This window comes from Rubneribacter badeniensis, from assembly GCF_002899695.1.
GTDB lineage: Bacteria > Actinomycetota > Coriobacteriia > Coriobacteriales > Eggerthellaceae > Rubneribacter > Rubneribacter badeniensis.
The window spans coordinates 1-18833 of the sequence record NZ_PPEL01000070.1 but is presented as its reverse complement, the minus strand read 5'-3'; the positions used below and the strand labels follow the sequence as shown (position 1 = coordinate 18833).

Genomic DNA, 18833 nt, shown 5'->3' with positions numbered 1-18833 from the left:
GGGCAATGGAGGGGGCGATGGGGGTGAACGCTAGGGAGATTCGACCAAAGCGAGGTACGGCAATGCTGGGAGCACTGTTTCACGTGAAACATCGGGCGAAAGCCGCGGCCAAGGATGCCTGTACGAACGTCCCTGCCTTCGCGCGACCCGACCGCCCGCCGTCTGGAACTTCGGCCATCCGAGGGTTTTCAGCGCCCGCGTCCATGCATCGCGCGGCTCGCCACCTGCTCGTCCCACTCGTCTTGCTCGTCCCGCTCGTCTTGCTCGTCCCACTCGTCTTGCTCGTCCCGCTCGTCTTGCTCGTCTGCATACTCTGCGGCTTGCAAACCCCACAGCCGCATGCCTCTCGTTCGCATCCCTGCATTTCGCGAGCCTCGCGCTCCGGCGCATTCCACGCTCGCACGCCTCTCGTTTGCTCAAGCTGCGCTTTTGCGAGCTTTACGCGCCAGCACGCCCCCGCGTCCACCCGTCTTGCGCTTTGCGAGCCCTGCGCGCCCGCGCTTCTCGCTTCGGCGAACCTCGCGCTTCGCGATCCTTGCGCGCCCGCATTCCCCGCCCCGCCTACGCGTCCCGCCCCTCTCCGGCGTCCCCGCACTCCTGCTCTTCTCCTCAGCAATATACTTGCAGTACTAATTATATTATCTGAAATTATTAGTGCAATATGCTAATTAATTCTACTTTAAGGATAATCGCAGATGAGACCGGGAGCAGGGAGGGAACTCCGCGCCACGAAGAACAGCCATACCTCGGGCGTTCCCAAGCTTCGTCCCCTTTTCTTGACGCATGGCAACAGCCCGCCCGCATCTCGTCCGTGGCAGCCGGGTGGAAACCCGAGGGCCCCCTTCGCTCTGTCCCCGCTCTCCCGTCGAGCGATACTCGCGCAGTGCTACGTCAAAGCGGGCTCGCTCCCAGCTGGAACACCGCACGTCGAAAGGGATTTGAATCGCGAGATGCCAACAGCGACCCGCCCAAACGAAAACGGAGATTGAGCCGAAAAAGCGTGACGTTCATTGACGGACTTGGGGTGTTGGGGTTTCATGTACGCACGACAAGCAGCACGCACGATAAGCGGCGTTTCCGCTCATGGGCGACGAGAACGCCATACGCGCAGCGGAAGGTTCCTCAATCATGGAGAACAAGCACAACAGCCTCATCGGCTTCCTCGTGTACGATGCCCAACGGTGCATCTTCAGATCGCTCGAAACGGCGCTCAAGCCCTACGACATCACGCCCGGACAGTGGAACCTCATCAACCAGCTCGAGCGCGCGGGCGAGCTCTCGCAAAAGGAGCTCGCCCAAATCACGCGCAAGGAGCAAGCCACTATCACGCGGTACCTCGACACGCTCGAACGCAAGGGCCTGATCGTTCGCAACAAGCACAAGTCCGATCGCCGCGCGCACGCCATCTCGATCACCGACAAGGCGCGCGAGCTTATCCGCGTCGTGCAGCCCGCCACCCTCGACCGAGCGAACCAGCTGATCGAAGGCATCGACCAGCGCGAGCTCGACACGTTCGTCGACGTGCTCGCGCGCCTCAAGGCCAACGCCGAGCGCATCGTCGACGGCGACTAGCTGCGGCGCTCATGGCGGCGCGACGCCCACAGCGCCACGCCAAACGACACCGAGGCAGCTACGCCAAGAGCTCCCAAAGCCGCCGCAGGCAGCGCGTCACCGGCTCGCGCAAGTCGAACACCAGACGACGAGGGGCACTCCGCAGTGATCGACACCGACGAACCGCCGGAGGCCGTCGGATCGGCAGGATCCGCCGGGTCGGTCGGGTCGGCAGGATCGACGGGGTCGGTCGGGTCGGTCGGCAGAGGCGTGTTCTCCATGGTCAACTCCACCTGCGTCGGCTGATCGCCGCCTCCCACTTCAAACGGCATCGGCGTCTCGTCCAACGCATAGCCATCCGGAGCCGCCATCTCCACGAAGCGGTACGACCCCGCCGCAAGACCGTCCGCAACGACAACACCGTTCGCATCGGTAACCAGCTCCTCGAACCCGGACACGACCTCCCAGCCGCCATCAGGCGCCAACCGCTCCAACCTGAACAAAGCGCCCTCGAGCACGGTAGCATGATCGTTCCCGTCCACCTTCGTCAGCACGGCCGAGCCCAGCACGGGAATCTTCTCGTTCGTCGCCGTCACCGTCGCCGTTAGATCGGGAGTGTCGGCCGCAAGCGTGAACGGAATCGGCGTCGTTTGCAGCTGATAGCCTTCCGGAGCGGCAAGCTCAACGAACCGGTATGAGCCAAACGCAAGATCGGACACCACGATCCGACCGTTCTCCCCAGTGGTCAGACTTTCGCTTCCGGGCACAACCTCCCACGTGCCATCGTCTCGCTGCCGCTCAAGCTTGAAGACCGCGTTCTCCAACACCACGTCCGCGTTCTCGGCATCCACCTACGTCAGCACGGCCGAGCCCAGCACGGGGTTCTTCTCGTTCGTCACCGTCACCTCCACTGTGTGGTTAGGCGTCGATGACGACAGGGCGAACTCCACCGGCTCGGTTCGCAGCACGTAGCCAGCCGGAGGCTCCACCTCCACGAAGCGGTATTGACCCAGCAAAAGCCCCGTGACGACAATCTGCCCCTCATCGTTCGTGACCAAGCTCTCGGAACCCGCCACCGTCTGCCACGAGTTGTCGGGCTGCATCTTCTCCAGTCGGAACACGGCGCCCGACAAAGCGGACGTCGGTTCGGCGGCGTCCACCTTCGTCAGCACGGCCTTGCCGTCTTTCACCTCCACGCCGCCCGATATCTCCGTGAAATGCGCCGTGCCCGTCGACGATTCTCCAGAGCTGTCGCCATAGGTGAGCGTGGCGGCGTTCTCGTATTGGCCGGTTGCCGAGGCATCGGCGCGCAACTCGACGACGAACGACGTGAAATCGCCCTTGTTCGGCCCCGATGCGCTGAAGTACTTCATGATGATGTCCTTCTGCGTCGGCGTCGCGCCCTTGTTGTCGAGCAATTGCGAAAGGCCGGCCTCGCCTTGGCCATTCAGGATGTTGCCGATGTTGAGCGCGCTCGAGCCGTCGCCCGTGGGAACGCTGCCGAACCCTATGTAGACCACCCGGCCCTCCCACACGCCGACCGTGGGTTGGGCGGCGAAGCGCACGCTGTCGGCAAACTCGCTTTGCGTCGTGCCGTCAGCCTCCGAGGCGTCCACAAATGCGAACAGGTCGTTCAGCGAGTAAACCGCGTACTGCTCGGTTTGCGCCTCGCCCGCATCCGTCGTGGCCACGATGGGCAGGTACACCTCCACGTTGGAAGACGAGATGGCCTGGCCGCCCTGCAGTTCGTCGGTGAGCAGAAGGTTGCGCTGCTGCGGCGAGGAGGCCGACCCGCCGGCAGCGTAATCCGCATACGCGCCCACGATGTTGTCGAGGTTCACGCCCATGTTCCACACGATCTGGTTCTGGCCGGCCACCTGCGAGCCGTATTTCAGCAGCGGCGTGTCCGGCAGCGGCCCGGTGGATGGCGGGTCGATGCCGATGGACGGCAGCGATGAGCCGTTGACCGTGAACACGATGTCATCTCCGACGCCGCTCACATAGCCTTCGAGCGAGAAGAAGCCGTTGTGCAGCGACGGGAAGCCAGCACCTTCCGCGGAAAGCGTCGTAACGATGGTGATGTCTTGGCCGGGAACCATGCCGCCGCTCGCGTTGCGGTTTCCGTTGACCACGTAGCTCCCGATGACGGTGGACGTGCCGGGCGCGACCAGGTCAACCGGGCCGAAGTCGCTGGCCAAGAGGTGGTCTTTGCCGTCGATGGTGAACGTGAACGTGTCGCCCGCCTGAACGCCGTCCATATCGGGAATGCTCCAGTCGATGTAGATGCGCACGTACGACCCGTTCGTCAGCGTGGCGCCGTCGGCAACGTCAACCCAGGTATCCCCCGATTTCTTCTGCAGCTTGATGCCGTCGACGACCACCTTGTCCGTGATGTCGGCAGCGCGCGCCTCGGGCGCGTTCGCATCGTCGGGGTCGGCCGCAGCGGAATCTGTCGACAGACATATCGCCAGTACGCATCCCACCGCCATGCCGATGGCGGCGAAGAGCAAGAAAAGCCGTTGCGCACGCAAGCGAGCGGCGCGTGCGAAAGCGGCCAGTCGAAAGGCCATGAAAACCTCCTTGGAAACTTGGAAACACTGCAATGGAAAGGGCTGTTCGCAGGTTTTCACTTTACGGAACCGCAACCCTCTCCGTCATCGACGAACACAAGCGGTTTCGCGTTCGTAACGCCTCCGACGCAAGCGCGACAAGCGCGCCGCGCCTTCGAACCGAACAACCCCGCCCCGATGCAGGGGCACGCGGGCGCGCGGCCAACCTACCCGTTTCGCGCGCTTCGGACAATAAAATCCCAATCGACGGGTTAACAACAACCGCATCCCCTGCTACAATGGCCCGCGCACACGCAAAAGCGAACCCCGTTGAACCGCTCTGGATCGAACGTGGCGCAGCTCGCACATGCAAGCGGCGCAAACGATGCGAACGAGACAGGGCGCGGTAGGGGCCTCTGGAGAATCCTGCACGCCGCTGGGCGATCGCAGGTGCCGAAGGGGCAAGGCGCGCCGCCTCGCGCGACGCCGCCGAAACTCTCAGGCAAAAGGACAGAGCGAAGCCACGGCTTCTCGCGCATCCGCACGGCAGACCAGCATCGTGCGAACGCGCATCGCATTCGCTCTCCCCCACCTCCTTGCGGCCCCACACGACGGATCGCCCCATGCACGATTCGACGTGAAGGAGGACATGCAAGGTGGAAGGGTTTTTCGGCATCGTCAACGATGCGATCATCGCCATCGACGGATTCATCTGGGGCCCGCCTCTCATGGTGCTCATCCTGTTCGGCGGCGTCCTGCTGACGACGCGGCTGCGCGGCGTGCAGTTCCGGCACCTGCCGCGGGCACTGCGCTACATGGTCAAGAACGAGACGGGCGGCGAGGGCGAGGTGACCAGCTTCGGCGCGCTGTGCACCGCGTTGTCAGCCACTATCGGCACCGGCAACATCGTCGGCGTGGCAACGGCCATCGTCGCTGGAGGTCCGGGAGCGCTGTTCTGGATGTGGCTGGCCGCGCTGTTCGGCATGGCGACGAAGTTCTCCGAGGGGCTTCTGGCCGTGAAGTACCGCAACATCGACAAGAAAACCGGCCACGTGCTGGGCGGCCCGTTCTACTACATCGAGCGCGGCATGGGCATGAAGTGGCGCTGGCTGGCGAAGATCTTCGCGTTCTTCGGCATGTGCGTGGGCCTGTTCGGCATCGGAACATTTACGCAGGTCAACTCTATCTCTTCGGCCATCACCGGATTCTTTGACCCCGAGAAGTCCGCTACGGTGAATATCCTGGGAATGGATTACTCGGTGGCCACCGTCGTCGGGTCGCTGCTTTTGGCCGTGCTCGTGGGGCTGGTGGTGATCGGCGGGCTCAAGCGCATCGCGAAGGTGTCCGAGCGCGTGATCCCCGCCATGGTGGTGCTGTACGTGGGATTCTCGCTGGTGCTGATCGTGGCGAACCTCGATAAGATTCCCGGCGCGTTCGCCGTCATCTTCCAAAGCGCGTTCGGGCTGCAGGCGTTCGGCGGCGGCATGCTCGGCGCCATCCTCGTCGCCATGCAGATGGGCATCGCGCGCGGCATCTTCTCCAACGAGGCGGGCCTGGGTTCCGCACCCATCGCCGCAGCAGCCGCGCAGACGAAGGAGCCGGTGCGCCAGGGCCTTGTGTCCATGACTGGCACGTTCCTCGACACCATCGTCGTGTGCTCGATGACCGGCCTGGCGCTGGTCATGACCGGCGCATACCAACTGCCCGGTCTTGAGGGAGCAGCCGTAACCACCGCCGCATTCCAAGCAGGGCTGCCGTTCGTCCCCGGCAACGTGATATCGTTCGTGCTGATGGCGTGCCTCGTGCTGTTCGGGTTCACCACTATCCTGGGATGGGACTACTACGGCGAGCGCTGCCTGGAGTACCTCAGCAATGGCAACATGAAAGCGGTGAAGGCGTATCGGTGGCTGTACATCTTCTGCGTGTTCATCGGCCCCTACATGACCGTGGCCGCCGTGTGGACCATCGCCGACATCTTCAACGGCCTGATGGCGCTGCCGAACATGGTGGCCCTCATCGCGCTGTCGGGCGTGGTGGCGAAGGAGACGCGCGACTACTTCGAGCGCCTGCGCGCCGCCGGCACCGAGGACGCGATGGCGCCACGCACGACCGACGACACGTGGAGCATCCCGCCCCTCGACCCGCTCAACACGTCTGATGACGAGCTGGCCGGAGCGAAAGGATAGTCTCCGAGCCCCGAACGCCCAGCTTTGAGCGCTCGGCGGCCGGTTCCAAGCGCCGAGCCCGGAGCGCCCCCCTCCGGGCGCTCCGGCAAGCGTTGCGGGGAGGCGGGGCGAGGGGGGAGGGGCGAAGCGGCCTCGGATGGCGGAGCGAGGGGAGGAGGCTGCGCGCGGTCAGTGTCCACCGCACAACGCAAACCCCCGCCTTGTCCGAACGGCAAGCCGTCGCGCGCCCTCGATGTCGCGCCTCAGGCGCGCGACGGACTCCGAGGAGCATCCCTGAATGCGCATCCGATTCCGGGATGCGCTGTTTGCGGGCGGGTGCGCTTCCAGCCCCGGGGCGCGACGCTTGCGGGCGGGAGGCCGTGCGGCCTCGGGGCGCGACGCTTGCGGTAATGAATTTCAAATTGTTTCTCAATATTTTACCGAATTTGCCGCTTTGAGGGGAGCTCGGCCGAAAGAAAGGCCAAAATGGTAATATATGGAGCAAAATATTCTAAGATATTACCGTAATCCACCAATTCAGGTCTATCAACAAGCAAAACTACGCTTATTCGGTACAATATCAAGAAAAATACCCGGATTTTTTACCGTCATCTGTCCAGCCCCCACTTCCACCGCCCCTCACCGCCGCTCCGTTCCCGACTTCGCCTCGAGCAAGCAAGGGGCACCCCTCTCCCTTCGAAAGAATGCGCAAGGGCACCGGAGCCGCATGCGACGTCACGCACGCGACGCACGCCCTACGCTGGCGGCCTTTCTTCGTCGCCGGCATCCACCTCTCCACGCCTTCTCGCCCGCCTTGGCTTCTCCACATCATTGAGCAGTTCGAGCAACTCGCTTTTGCTGTGAATACCACACTTTCGGTAAATATGGTTGATATGCGCTTTCACGGTGCCCTGCGACACGTACAACACGTCTCCGATCTCGGCCACCGTATCGCCCTGGGCGATAAGCTGCAGCACTTCTTCCTCACGCGGACTAAGATTGTACGCGCGTGACAAGTCGGACACACGGATGGCTATCCGTCCCTCAGCTGAAGCGCCCATCGGATCATCCTTCAACACGATGCCCCACTTTGCCGACAATCCGCGCTCGGTGAAGAAGATCGCAGCAAACGTCACCGCCACAACAACCGTCACGCCGCCATACAACGTCGACGTGACCTCCTCGCCCAAACTCGCTGACGCACCGGCGAACATAAGCCACCCCATCAGCTCCACCACATAGCGAATACCGCGCTCAATGCCGTTGATCCATACCGCGCTCACCCCGAACCGGTAGGTGATGTTGCTCATGACGATCATGATGTACATGGACAACATGGTGTAGCCAGCATCGTAGCACAGCGCCATGATCTGCGCATTGCCGCCAAATGTTGGCATGACGAACAAAAATCCCACGATGAATAGCGGAAAGGCGAGTTGGTAGATGGTGTCGAAGTTGAACCAGCGCGATGCGGACAGCACGCCGAAGAGCACGAGCGCCGTCACGAACATCGCCCCAGCAACATTGCCCGGTACCAGCACCTGCATAGGCAGCGCGCCGAAAGCGGCCGCAAACGTGCACACCGCCATAAGCAGGATGGGCTTCCAGGGAATGACCTTCGGGTCGCCTTCGCTCATAGCTACAGGCAGATCGCGCTTCGGCAGCCGCCGCATGCTCGAGCGCACGCATGCCAGGCACACAAAGGGCAGCGTCACCGAAAAGAACGCCAAATACGGCACCGACATACCCATGAACAGCCACTTCACCACTTCGCCCACGAAAATGGCCATAGCATGGTACAGGGCAACGCGCAAAGGGTTGAGCGAACCGTAGAACTCGGCCCACATGAGGATGAGCGACCCCAAACCGCCTCCCGCAGCCACAAGCCCTGCCACTTTGAGCCCCGGGAACGGAAGCGCGAAGCATGCGACCACGATGAGCAGCGACCCACCTATCATCGCCGCGCCCGTGACCAGCACGGCCGTCCGATTCGCCCACAGGGGCGCGACCTTCCGAGCGGCAAGCGCAAGAGCCAACGATGCAACGCCAATGGCTCCCTCGAACAAGAAGTAGTCGAACACCGAGATGGTGGGAAATGCGTTGTAGCGAAAGAACGTCGCCAACCATGCCCGATAGAGCCCTACGCCAAAGAAAGCAAAGGGGATGGCCGCCACCCGCAACAGCACGACCCTCCATCGTTCGACGAAGCCCCGTTGTTCGACACCTTCCATACAACCTCCGTCGACCCGTCGCGCATCAACGCATGACGGGCAAGTTCTCCCCTTGCCTCTCCCCATCCATACTACCCGACATACCCCAGTTCGCAAGAGGGTTATACCACAGGGTTATTCATTTAACCCGAACGGACAATTGCCGTGGAGCCGCCAGACGATAGGCTGGGATCGGCGCTTGGACAGGGAGCAAGCGCAGCGATGTAAGGAAGGGGTCATCATGACAGGATTCTCTCGCAGACAGTTCATCGCCGGAGGAGCCGTAGCGGCGCTGGGAGGTACGCTCGCTCTCGCAGGCTGCGCACCCAGCGGACAAGGCAGCTCCAAAAGCGCGTCAGGTTCTTCGAGCACCGACGGAGGCCGCGCCGGTGTAGGCACGGGCATGGGAAAGCACGGCGCGTTCAACGTGTCCGTCCAAGTGACGGGCGGGCACCTCGACCACATTGCCGTCCTCGACTCCCGCGAGACGCCGGGCATGGGCGACGTGGCCATGGAAGAACTCACGCAATTGATCGTGGACAACCAGACGCTCAACGTGGACACCGTGTCGGGCGCGACGCTTTCCAGCATGGCGTTCATCGGCGCCGTGGGCGACGCCCTCGAACAGGCTGGCGAGGATGCGGGCGACTGGAAGAAGCGCGACAAGGCCACGCCCGCGCAGGCCGAGCTTCCCGCGTCGGCCGACGTGGTGGTCATCGGCGGCGGCGGTGCCGGTTTCGCGGCGGCTATCACGGCCGCCAACGAGGGCAAGAGCGTCGTGCTGCTTGAGAAGATGGGCGTGTTCGGTGGCGACACCGCGCTGTCCGGCGGCGAGATGGCTGCACCCGGCAACTGGATTCAGGTGCAGGAAGGCATCGCCGACAGTCCCGAAGCGTTGGCCGAAGACATGCTAGTCGGCGGCGACAACGTAGGCGATCCCGCGCTCGTGAAGATCATCGCCGAGGGTGCGCTCGACAGCTCGCAATGGCTCACGTTCGAAGGCGGTGTTTCCTGGAAGCACGACCTCATGCAGTTTGGCGGCCATAACACGAAGCGCTCCATCATCCCTATCACCCACAGCGGCAGCGAGATGACCACGAAGCTGACGAAGCGCGCGAGCGAGATCGACGCGTTGACGCTAGCGAAGAACTCCCAGGCCACCGAGTTGGTGAAGAGCGGCGACGCCGTCGCGGGCGTGAAGGTAAAGAACACCGTAACCGGCAACGAAACCACCATCACCTGCAAGGCCGTGGTGCTGGCAAGCGGCGGCTTCGGCTCGAACATCGACATGCGCGTGAAGTACAATCCGGCCATGGACGAGTCCATCCTGTCCACCGACTCGGTGGGCGCCACGGGCGACGGCATCACCATGGGCGAGGCCGCGGGCGCAAACCTCATCGACATGGAGTACATCCAAACCTACCCAGTGTGCGATCCCGAAACCGGAGCATTGCTGTACGTGGGCGATGTGCGCCTTGAGAGCCGCGCCATCATGGTGAACAAGGAAGGGAAGCGATTCGTCGAAGAGCTCGACCGACGCGACGTGCTTTCCAACGCTATCGTCAAGCAAACCGACGGCAAGGCGTATCTGCTCTTCAACCAGGCGAACGCCGATCCCACAGGCTTGCTGGAAACCCATGCCGACGAATACGAGAACCTCGAATCGCGCAAGATCATCGTGAAGGGCGACACGCTCGAAGCCGTGTGCGAACCCTTCGGCGTGGACGCTGCCGAGCTGGCGAAGACCGTGGAGCAGTGGAACCAGTACTGCAAGGACGGCAAGGATCCCGAGTTCAACTTCCGTGGCGACTTCAACGCCATCGAGGGAGGTCCCTACTACCTCATGGCCTACAAGCCCGCCGTGCACTACACCATGGGCGGCCTGCACATCAACACCGACGCGCAGGTGCTCGATAACGCGGACGCTCCCATCCCTGGCTTGTACGCTGCCGGCGAAGTGGCCGGTCATAAGATGGGCACGAACCGCCTGGGTTCCTGCTCCATGTCCGACATCTACACGTTCGGGCGCATCGCCGGTAGAAACGCCGCGGCGTTCTCCGCATAGGCCGAACCCCGTCGCCGTGGGCCGCACTCACCCTCCTGCGCGGCCCACACACTCAAGCACTCCTCCCCTCCTCTCGAGCGGCCCGTACGTTTGAGCGCACGGGCCGCTCAAACAACCAAGCCTCGTGCACGCATGCGCAACCCCCATCCGAGCCCCCTCGCACGCCCCTTCGCGTCCGAACAACCAAACCCCATACGCGCATGCGCAACCCACCGCTCGCAAGCGCAAGGTACCTGCCTTCCCGGCGCATCCTGCCGCGCGCGATGCCACGCACCGCGACCACCCCTCACTAAGCCTTTCCATTGTTCACCATTTTGAGAATGTTTCACGTGAAACATTCCTGTGGCATGACGCAACATGACGCGGCAAAGAAACGAGCATTTCGATCCCCTGCCCTCCCCCTGTCCGTAACCTCGCGACAAAAGCAAAAGCGCCCCATGCTCTCTCGCTCGCCTTCTCGCTGTTGCGCCCGCATATCTTCGCGCGACCGCCGCACGCTGACGCGTTGCCCGCGCGGCCGCCGCATCCCCCGTACGGCTGCCACGTTCCCCGCGCGCCCTCCGTTCCGCAGCCCTTTTCCCATGCGCCCGACGCGCGGCTGCCGCATTACCCGCACGGTTGCCGCACCCCATCGCTTCTCATCCACCATCGCCCTCTCCGTCGCATTCGTGAAAAGGCTTGTCGGCCTGTCGAAGCCGCAATGAGTGCAACGGAAGGGCCCCTCGCTCGCAACCGCCACCTTGCGCACATTCGCACTAGCCCCGTCATCCTTACCGCCCTCGTCGGGCCCCGCGCCTCCCGCCGTGCGAGTTCCACCCGCAATCTCGCGGCATCTTCCGCTGCACGCGATGCGGCATCAACCCCTTCCCTTTATCACGTCTTGGTCGCACTTTTCACTGCACTCGTCGCGACAGCGCCCCTCCGATCACGTCGCTGTTTGCCGCCCGCCCTGCGGTAATGCCCCTAATCGCAGCGCATCCTTCGACCCTCAGATGTTTCACGTGAAACACGTGTCGCAATGTAGTGCGATAAAGGAACAAATGTTTCAAGTGAAACATGTTCTGAACAGGTGCCAGGGGGCGTTCGGCAGCAGCGCGCTCCCAACTGCGTCGTAGGTTGCACGTGCGAACGCCCGTCAAGCCCCGCGCATTCGCATCAGCTCGTACGCGCACTTACCTCGGCTTCTAGCAGCCTCGCCCTTTTGCCGCCACTCGTATCCGCATCAGCTCGTACGCGCACCCGCCTCGACACCCGACTCCGCGCCTTCGAGCTGACCGACACCCGCCGCCGCGCTCTCCAGCGCGTCGGCCCGATCGCCATTCGGGCCGCCGTTCTCCATGGCACCGATCCCCGCCTGGGCGTTCGCGGCCGCATCGCGCTTGGCGCGCAGCTTGCGCACCTCGATGGCCACGAACGCCGCCGTCACCACCACGGACAGCCCGTCGGCGATGGGCACGCTGATCACCACGCCCATCAATCCCGACGAGCCGCCGAGCGCATGCAGCGCCCACGGCACCACCAAATACAGCGGGATGAGGAACAGCACCTGGCGCGTCAGCTCCAAGACGGCCGCCTTGAACGGTTGCCCGCTCGACTGGAAGTAGCTCGAACCCACGATCTGGAACCCCACCAGCGGATACATGATGGTGTAGATCTGCAGCGACTGCACCGCGAACGCCTCGAGGTCGCCCGTCACGCCGAACAGCGCCACCACCGGGTCCGGAATCACATGGGCCAGCACGAAGAACACCGTGCCCATGATCACGCCCGTCACCGACGCCCACTTCAGCGTATCCAGCACGCGCTGCCACAGCCGCGCTCCGTAGTTGTAGCCGATGATGGGCTGCGCGCCCATGATCAGGCCGACAAGCGGCATGATGGCGAACAGCGTGGCCTTCTGCGCCACGCCGATGGCGGCCAGGGCGCTCTCCACGCCGATGGCGTCCAGCGCTCCGTACACGCCCACCACCTGGTTGAACACCACCGTCACCAACGTCGCCGCCACCTGCATCACGAACGAGGCGATGCCGAGCGTCATGATCTTGCCCATCAAGCGGATGTCCGGCTTGCAGCACGAGAGCCGCAAATTGAACGGCGCCGTCTTGCTGAACAGGAAGTATCCCAGAACCGGAACCATGCCGCACGCCTGGCCGAGGATGGTGGCGTACGCGCTGCCGGGGATGCCCCATCCGCACACGATGACGAACAGGTAGTTCAACACGACACACATGATCGTGCCGAACACCATGGTGCCTAGCGCCAGGTTCGGCTTGCCGGCGGTGCGCAGGAAGTTGTTCAGACCCATGCCCAACGACAGGAACACGAATCCCACGCAGATGACCTGCACGAACGACTTCGTCTGATCCCACAGATCGGCGGGCGCGGCAATGAGGGCCAGAAGCGGGTCGATGAGCACGGTTCCCACCACGGCGCTCGCCGCCGCGAAAAGCACCAGCAGCGCGGCCGCGTTGCCCAGCGTCTTCTCCACCTGGTCTTTACGGCCCTCGCCCAGCTGGATGGCCGCCAGCGCGTTACCACCTTGGCCCGCCAGCATGGAGAAGCCCATGAGGATGGTCATCACCGGCAGCACGAGCGTCGTCACCGCCACGCCCGCCGAGCCGACGGCATGCCCCAGAAACGCCGTGTCCACCACGTTGTACAGCGAGTTAAACACCATGCTCACGATAGCCGGGATGGAGAACTCCAACAGCAGCTTGCCGATGCGCTCCGTCCCCAGCCGCTCCGTGTTTTTCCGCGCCCCTGCGCGCTTGACCGCTCTTTCAGACATGCGAATCCGACCCTTCCCGCAACGCCTCCCCGCGTCGCGCTTCGTCTTCGTTGGCGAAAGCACCCAGTATAGGCGAGAACCCCGCCGCATAAGGATGTTTCACGTGAAACATCTATACCGACTTATCTCACATCGAGGCAGCGAGAGCAAGACGGCGGTACAATGGCGAAGAACGGTACAGCGAACGGAAGGATGGGCATGGATCGGCATCTCGTCTTCGCGATCAGCAGGGAATACGGGAGCGGAGGACGCGAGATCGGCGAGCGATTGGCAAGCGAGCTGGGTATCGCGTACTACGACAAGCTGCTGCTCCAACGCATCGCCGATGAAAGCGGACTTTCAAGCGACGTGGTGGAGGACTTCGACGAAAAGCCCCTCAGGCCGTTGCTGTTCAGCCCCAGCAGCTTCTTCTGCGGAACCGATCTGGAGCACCCCGTGGCCTCGCGCGTGTACCGAGCCGAGGTGGACATTCTCAAAGCCATCGCCGATGAGGGGCCATGTGTCATCGTCGGACGCTGCGCCGATTACGTGCTGAACGGGCATCCGGGCCTCGTGAGCCTGTTCGTGAGCGCCCCCATGGAGTCGCGTGTGGCGCGCGTCATGCGACGCAACAATCTGACAGAAGATGAAGCGCGGTCGCGCATCGCGCGCGTGGACAAAAGCCGTGCGAGTTACTACCGCTACTTCACCGACGAGAACTGGGGTCAGGCGCGCAACTACGACCTGTGCCTCAACTCCGACGGGCTCGATGCCGCAGGGGCCGCGCAAGTGATCCGCAGCTTCGTGGAAGCGAGGGCGTAACGCGCATCCTGTGCGCGACGGTTGGGCGCCGCTGGACGGAACGCGTTTACCTCGCGCATGGAACCAGGCGAGAGCCCTCACGCACGACGCGGCGCACGAACCGCACGGCAAACCTCCTTGCCGCCTCGCCGCTCCCCGCCGTGCCCCATTACTGCCCGCCGCTGCTCGGCCGCACCCCTCTACCGCCTTGCCGTCCCTCCCTTCCACCCCGTCGCTCCTCGCCGCTGCCCGCCGCCACCTTGATGCCACCGCCGCACCGGAAGATGCCCGCGCTTAGACGCCCTTTTCGAGCGCGTCGGCCACCTTGCGAGCGGCGGCGGTGATGGACAGATCGTCCACGTCGACAGTGACCTCGGCATATCGCTCGTACAGGGGAAGGCGCTCGTCGTACAGTTCGCGCAAACTCATGCCGATACCGCCCTTGAGCACCACACCGCGCTCCTGGAAATCGCTGAGGCGGCCAACCAGCTGCTCGTACGATATCTTGAGGTACACCACCGTGCCAATCTCGGTCAAATGCCTCATGGCTTCATCAGAGTACACAGCCGAGCCACCCGTGGCGATGATGGCCTTCGACGCTCTGATGTCGCTGAGAATCTGGTTCTCCACCTGAATGAACCCCTCAGGGCCGCATGCGTCGATGAGCTTTTGCAGCGTCTTGTCGCACTGGCTTTGAATGACCAGGTCGGCGTCAACGAAATCGTAGTTCATGATCTTCGCCAACACGATGCCCAGCGTCGACTTTCCCGCGCCGGGCATGCCGATAAGCACGATGTTGTCTTTTGCCGCCATGATTCCTCCTTGCTTTTTGCCCGCGCGAGGCAACGGGCCGACTTGTATCCTTCGATTATAGCAGTACCGCGCTCACCCGCGTTCATATCACCGCGTGGCCGCTCGCCCGCACGCATGTCACCCGCCTCTTTCCGCACGTCAGCCCTCTTCCGCGCGCCCTCCCCTCCCAAGCCTCCTTCGCATTCTCGGAAATCACCCTGCCGCCTTTCCTGCGCGCCGCTTCCACCCGATGCTCCTTTGGCTTGCTGCGGTGCTTCACGCGAAACACCGCAGCAAGGGCACATCCTGCGCAGGGTGTTTCACGTGAAACATCCTGCACGCAAGGCTGAACGGAAATGCGCTCGCCCGCACCGAGAAACGCGCACGACGTGCAATCGGGCGCAATTGGCATCGGCGCTCGACTCCTTTCCGTCGCGAAACGTTTCACGTGAAACATCCGCAGCGCATCCCGCCGAACATCATCCCACGTGCGCAGGGCATCGCCGGAGCGGCCGGGCCGGCATCACGCCCCACCTCGCACGACCTCGAGAAGAGGCAGAAGCGCACGTTCTCCGAGGCCCCTCCGTCAGACGAGAAGTCTTCCGCGGCACCAGCGGAACTTTGCGCGACAGGCCGACCCGGCCCAGACCAAGGGCGGTTTACCGCGAGCGAAGGCTTCCCCGCCAAACCAAGGCCGCCGCGCACGCTCGTCCGCGCGCATGGCACCTGCGCGCGCCACGCGGTTCGCCCGCTCGCCCACGCGGCTGCTCGCCCACGCGCTCGCCCACTCGTCCTCGCACGCCGCCCGCACGCGCCACGCGGTTCGCCCGCTCGCCAGCCCGCGCGCCGGCGTAGCAGCTCAACCTGTTATCGCGCGCCGCCCGCGCGCGCCCCTTCCCGCACATCAGCCTTCTTCCGCACATGCCGCCGCATGCCCGCCCGCGCGCGCCATACGGTTCACCCACTCGTCCGCTCGTCCGCACACGCTGCCCCGCGCGCCCCGCGCGGCTCGCCTACGCCCGCTCGTCCGCACGCGCTGCCCCGCGCGCCCCGCGCGGCTCGCCTACGCCCACTCGCCCGCGCGCTCCGCGCGTTATCGCGCGCCGCCTCCACCGCCGAAGCCGCCCCCTCCGCCGCCGGAGAACCCGCCGCCGAAGCCGCCGCCGCTCGAAAAGCCCCCGCTCGCAGCGGACAGCGCCGACTGGGCGGTGGCCACGGTGTTCGTAACGGACGTCTGCAACATGTCGCTCACCGACGGCATGGCAGCGCCCGCGCTCGTGTGGCCGCCGGTGTACCAGAACCACCACGGCAGGTACGTCGATCCCAAAGAGCCGTCGTACTCGAACAGCTGCGGCATGGTGGTTTGAAGCTGCTTGATGGCCTGATCGGCCACGCCGAACAGATACGCGTACACCATGAACTCGCCCCACACCTTCACGTCGGTGGGAGGGCGCTCGTCAAGCGACGAGAAATCGCGCAGCCAGTTGCGCAGCGCCTTGCATTTCGCCACCAGGTTGTTGCCGCGGACGCTGCGTCGGGGCAGGTAGTTGCCGATCACGCCCAGCGCAATGGCCGTGGGCACCATGAACAGCGCGGGAATGAAGTTCTCCTGCATCACCGCGATGCCGACGCCCGCGATCGCCACCAGGATTGCCAGTCCCACCAGATAGCCCTGATAGCGCTTGCCCTTCGCCTCGAAGAAGTCCTCGCGGTTCGTCGCCGACGACAACCGCCCCTGCCAGCTGGCCATGGTGTCGACGAACTCTTGCGGGTGATCCTCGCCGTACTTCTTGATGCTGCCGAACCACAGCGAATCGGCCCCGCCGGCAATGCGATCGAAGAGCAGTTCGAGCGCCGCGCGGTCGATGGGATGCTCCACATCGTCGGCAGCGGGCAGGCGGGTGATGAAGTAGTCGGTGACCTCCTTCGCGCCGAACACGCCCTGTTCAGGATAGGTGCCGGAATCGATGCGCACGGCCCCGATATGCGACAGGTGCATGAGCGTGGCGGTGAAGTCGTCTTGGCTCTCTCGATCCCATCGCCACAAACGCCCGATGATGGCCGGGTGAACGCCCGGGTCGGGCACGTCGCGCCAGTACTCGTCGGTGAAGTCGGGGGCATATTCCTTCCCGTACTTGAAGTACGCGCGCAACGCCCAGGCCAACAGCACGACGCACACCGCTGCGCAGCCGATGACGAAGGCCAGCGCAAGCACGCGATCGCGGTTCGCTTCGTCGGCCCAGCGCCGCTCCTCGTCCAACACCGTGTCGAGCCGCAGCACATCGCGGCTGGACTGCGCCGCATCTCCGGAAAGGTTGGTGAGCCACTCCACCGGGAACACCACGCGTGCCTCGGCGTACTGCCCGGATGCCACGTGCGGCACGCGATAGACCACCGACCCGTCGGCGTTCACCGTCAGCGAGCCGTCGGCCGGGCCGTGGCCCCATGCGCGCACGTTGTCGCCCGCGCGCACCTCGGTGCCTTGCGGAACGGGAAGGGCGAGCGTCATCGTCACGTCGTCCGATGCTTCAGCCCACTGATCGCTCACGTACTTCCAATACACCTCTCCCACGTCCTTGAACGCCCGCACGCCGTTGACGATGGTGTAATCGAGCTCGACCATCATCCGTTCGTCGGAGACGTCGAAGAACACATACACCGTATCCTTCGGTTTGTCGAGCGAGTACGCGTCCGTGCCGGGGCCGCCCTCGTCGCGCCATCCGGGCATGAACGAGACGGCTTCGAGCGTCGTCCATTCGCCCGCCACCGTGCCGTCGTCTGAAACCGATGCCATGCGCACGCCGTTAACCTGCAACGATGCGCCGCTCGGCAAGCCGTCGAACGCCCACCACACCGCGGTGAAGTCGCCGTCGAAGTCGAACGTGCGCTGCTCGACCACGTGCAGCGAGCCGTCGGTTTCCACCTGCGCTTGGATATCGACTTTCGGCATGGAGTAGGACTTCGCATCGGCCTGCATCGGAGCAAGCGCCACGAGAACGCATGCGAACGCGACCAGCGCCGCCACGGCAAGCAGCGCCGCCCGCGCCTTCCCGACCACAGCTGCGGCAGCGGCGGCAGACGCGGCGTTCGCACCGCGTGCGGCGGGGGCGGCGCTTGCGGTGGGCGTCGTGCGCGTCGTCGTGCGAAGATGCGAACCACTCGTGTTTTGCACGGTCATGCTCCTTGCAACTTGGGGATGGTCACGCTATCATAGCGAATCGCACCTTATTATACTGCGGAGAGCTGACCGAGAGGCCGAAGGTGCTCGCCTGCTAAGCGAGTATACGCCACAAGCGTATCTGGGGTTCGAATCCCCAGCTCTCCGCCAGTTGCGACTTACGCGAACCCCCGTCCGGAGCGTCCGGGCGGGGGTTCGCTGCGTCTGCGCCCCTGTCGCCCCCGTCGCCGCCGACGATGAACTCCACTCGGAACCTGCCGCTCTCCGGGTCGAGCACCACGCGCCGCACGAACAGGGCGACCACCTCCAGGGGATCCTTCTTCCCCACGATCTCATGAACCCAGAACTCTATGTGGTCGCGGTCGAACACGGGCGTGCCCTTCTCGAGCTCCGCGAGCTCGGCGGCGACGGCGGCGCGCTCGGCCACGAGCTCGTCCAGCCTCGCCGCCACCGCGTCGGTCGCCCCGGTCTTGGCGGCCAGGTCGACCATGCGCACCACTCGCACACTGGGCAACGCAATCGAAGCTCGCATCGCAGCACCTATCCAAGCCGCCAAGCGAGAACGACCGCACAGTCGCCCGCATCCTCATTCGCAAACATGAGACGCCTTCACGTGCAGAAAATCGAGCGATTTGGGGGTGCGGACGTTTTTCCGGACGGCCTAGGCGGCCAGCCCCAGCCGCCTCCTGCGGCCGGCTATCGTATCGTACACCTTGCGCCCTCCCTCGTCGAACGCCTTCAGCCTCCCCTCCCGG

Annotated in this window: 11 protein-coding genes, 1 tRNA gene and 1 riboswitch; of the genes, 5 read left to right on the top strand and 7 right to left on the bottom strand. The window is 64.1% G+C overall.

Features of this window, described 5'->3' with window-relative positions; all coding sequences use genetic code 11:
* Positions 1-188: 188 nt before the first annotated feature.
* Complete coding sequence (locus C2L80_RS14050; protein ID WP_169999049.1) at positions 189-341, bottom strand: hypothetical protein; 153 nt, start codon at positions 339-341, stop codon at positions 189-191.
* 787 nt (positions 342-1128) lie between these two features.
* On the opposite strand from C2L80_RS14050, the gene C2L80_RS10310 reads away from it, so the two are divergent.
* Entirely contained in the window at positions 1129-1572 is a 444-nt protein-coding gene (locus C2L80_RS10310; protein WP_087198545.1) for a MarR family winged helix-turn-helix transcriptional regulator, read from the top strand.
* On the opposite strand, the gene C2L80_RS14410 is transcribed toward C2L80_RS10310, so the two are convergent.
* Positions 1569-2402: an MSCRAMM family protein gene (locus tag C2L80_RS14410; protein WP_239938902.1), complete on the bottom strand. Its 834-nt coding sequence runs from the start codon at positions 2400-2402 to the stop codon at positions 1569-1571. The genes C2L80_RS10310 and C2L80_RS14410 overlap by 4 nt on opposite strands.
* Positions 2403-4121 (bottom strand): SpaA isopeptide-forming pilin-related protein, encoded by a 1719-nt coding sequence (locus tag C2L80_RS10305; RefSeq protein ID WP_224759254.1) that lies wholly within the window; start codon positions 4119-4121, stop codon positions 2403-2405.
* Between the two features lie 385 nt (positions 4122-4506).
* Positions 4507-4624, top strand: a riboswitch (glycine riboswitch).
* A 132-nt stretch (positions 4625-4756) separates the two neighbouring features.
* Here C2L80_RS10305 and C2L80_RS10300 point away from each other — a divergent pair.
* Complete coding sequence (locus tag C2L80_RS10300; protein WP_087198544.1) at positions 4757-6286, top strand: alanine/glycine:cation symporter family protein; 1530 nt, start codon at positions 4757-4759, stop codon at positions 6284-6286.
* Positions 6287-7020: 734 nt separating this feature from the next.
* Here C2L80_RS10300 and C2L80_RS10295 read toward each other — a convergent pair.
* Positions 7021-8496, bottom strand: a complete 1476-nt coding sequence (locus C2L80_RS10295) for a response regulator transcription factor (protein ID WP_087198543.1) — start codon at positions 8494-8496, stop codon at positions 7021-7023.
* A 220-nt stretch (positions 8497-8716) separates the two neighbouring features.
* Between C2L80_RS10295 and C2L80_RS10290 the strand changes: the two genes are divergently transcribed.
* A complete protein-coding gene (locus C2L80_RS10290; RefSeq protein WP_087198542.1) occupies positions 8717-10540 on the top strand; it encodes a flavocytochrome c in 1824 nt (607 codons plus the stop codon).
* Between the two features lie 1222 nt (positions 10541-11762).
* Here C2L80_RS10290 and C2L80_RS10280 read toward each other — a convergent pair.
* Positions 11763-13328, bottom strand: a complete 1566-nt coding sequence (locus C2L80_RS10280) for an MATE family efflux transporter (RefSeq protein ID WP_157941064.1) — start codon at positions 13326-13328, stop codon at positions 11763-11765.
* A gap of 198 nt (positions 13329-13526) precedes the next feature.
* Between C2L80_RS10280 and C2L80_RS10275 the strand changes: the two genes are divergently transcribed.
* Positions 13527-14129: a cytidylate kinase-like family protein gene (locus C2L80_RS10275; protein ID WP_087198540.1), complete on the top strand. Its 603-nt coding sequence runs from the start codon at positions 13527-13529 to the stop codon at positions 14127-14129.
* A gap of 273 nt (positions 14130-14402) precedes the next feature.
* On the opposite strand, the gene C2L80_RS10270 is transcribed toward C2L80_RS10275, so the two are convergent.
* Positions 14403-14921 (bottom strand): shikimate kinase, encoded by a 519-nt coding sequence (locus C2L80_RS10270; protein ID WP_087198539.1) that lies wholly within the window; start codon positions 14919-14921, stop codon positions 14403-14405.
* A 1072-nt stretch (positions 14922-15993) separates the two neighbouring features.
* Entirely contained in the window at positions 15994-18072 is a 2079-nt protein-coding gene (locus C2L80_RS10265) for a DUF2207 domain-containing protein (protein WP_239938900.1), read from the bottom strand.
* 65 nt (positions 18073-18137) lie between these two features.
* Between C2L80_RS10265 and C2L80_RS10260 the strand changes: the two genes are divergently transcribed.
* Positions 18138-18228: transfer RNA gene (locus C2L80_RS10260), tRNA-Ser, on the top strand.
* Positions 18229-18833 lie beyond the last annotated feature (605 nt).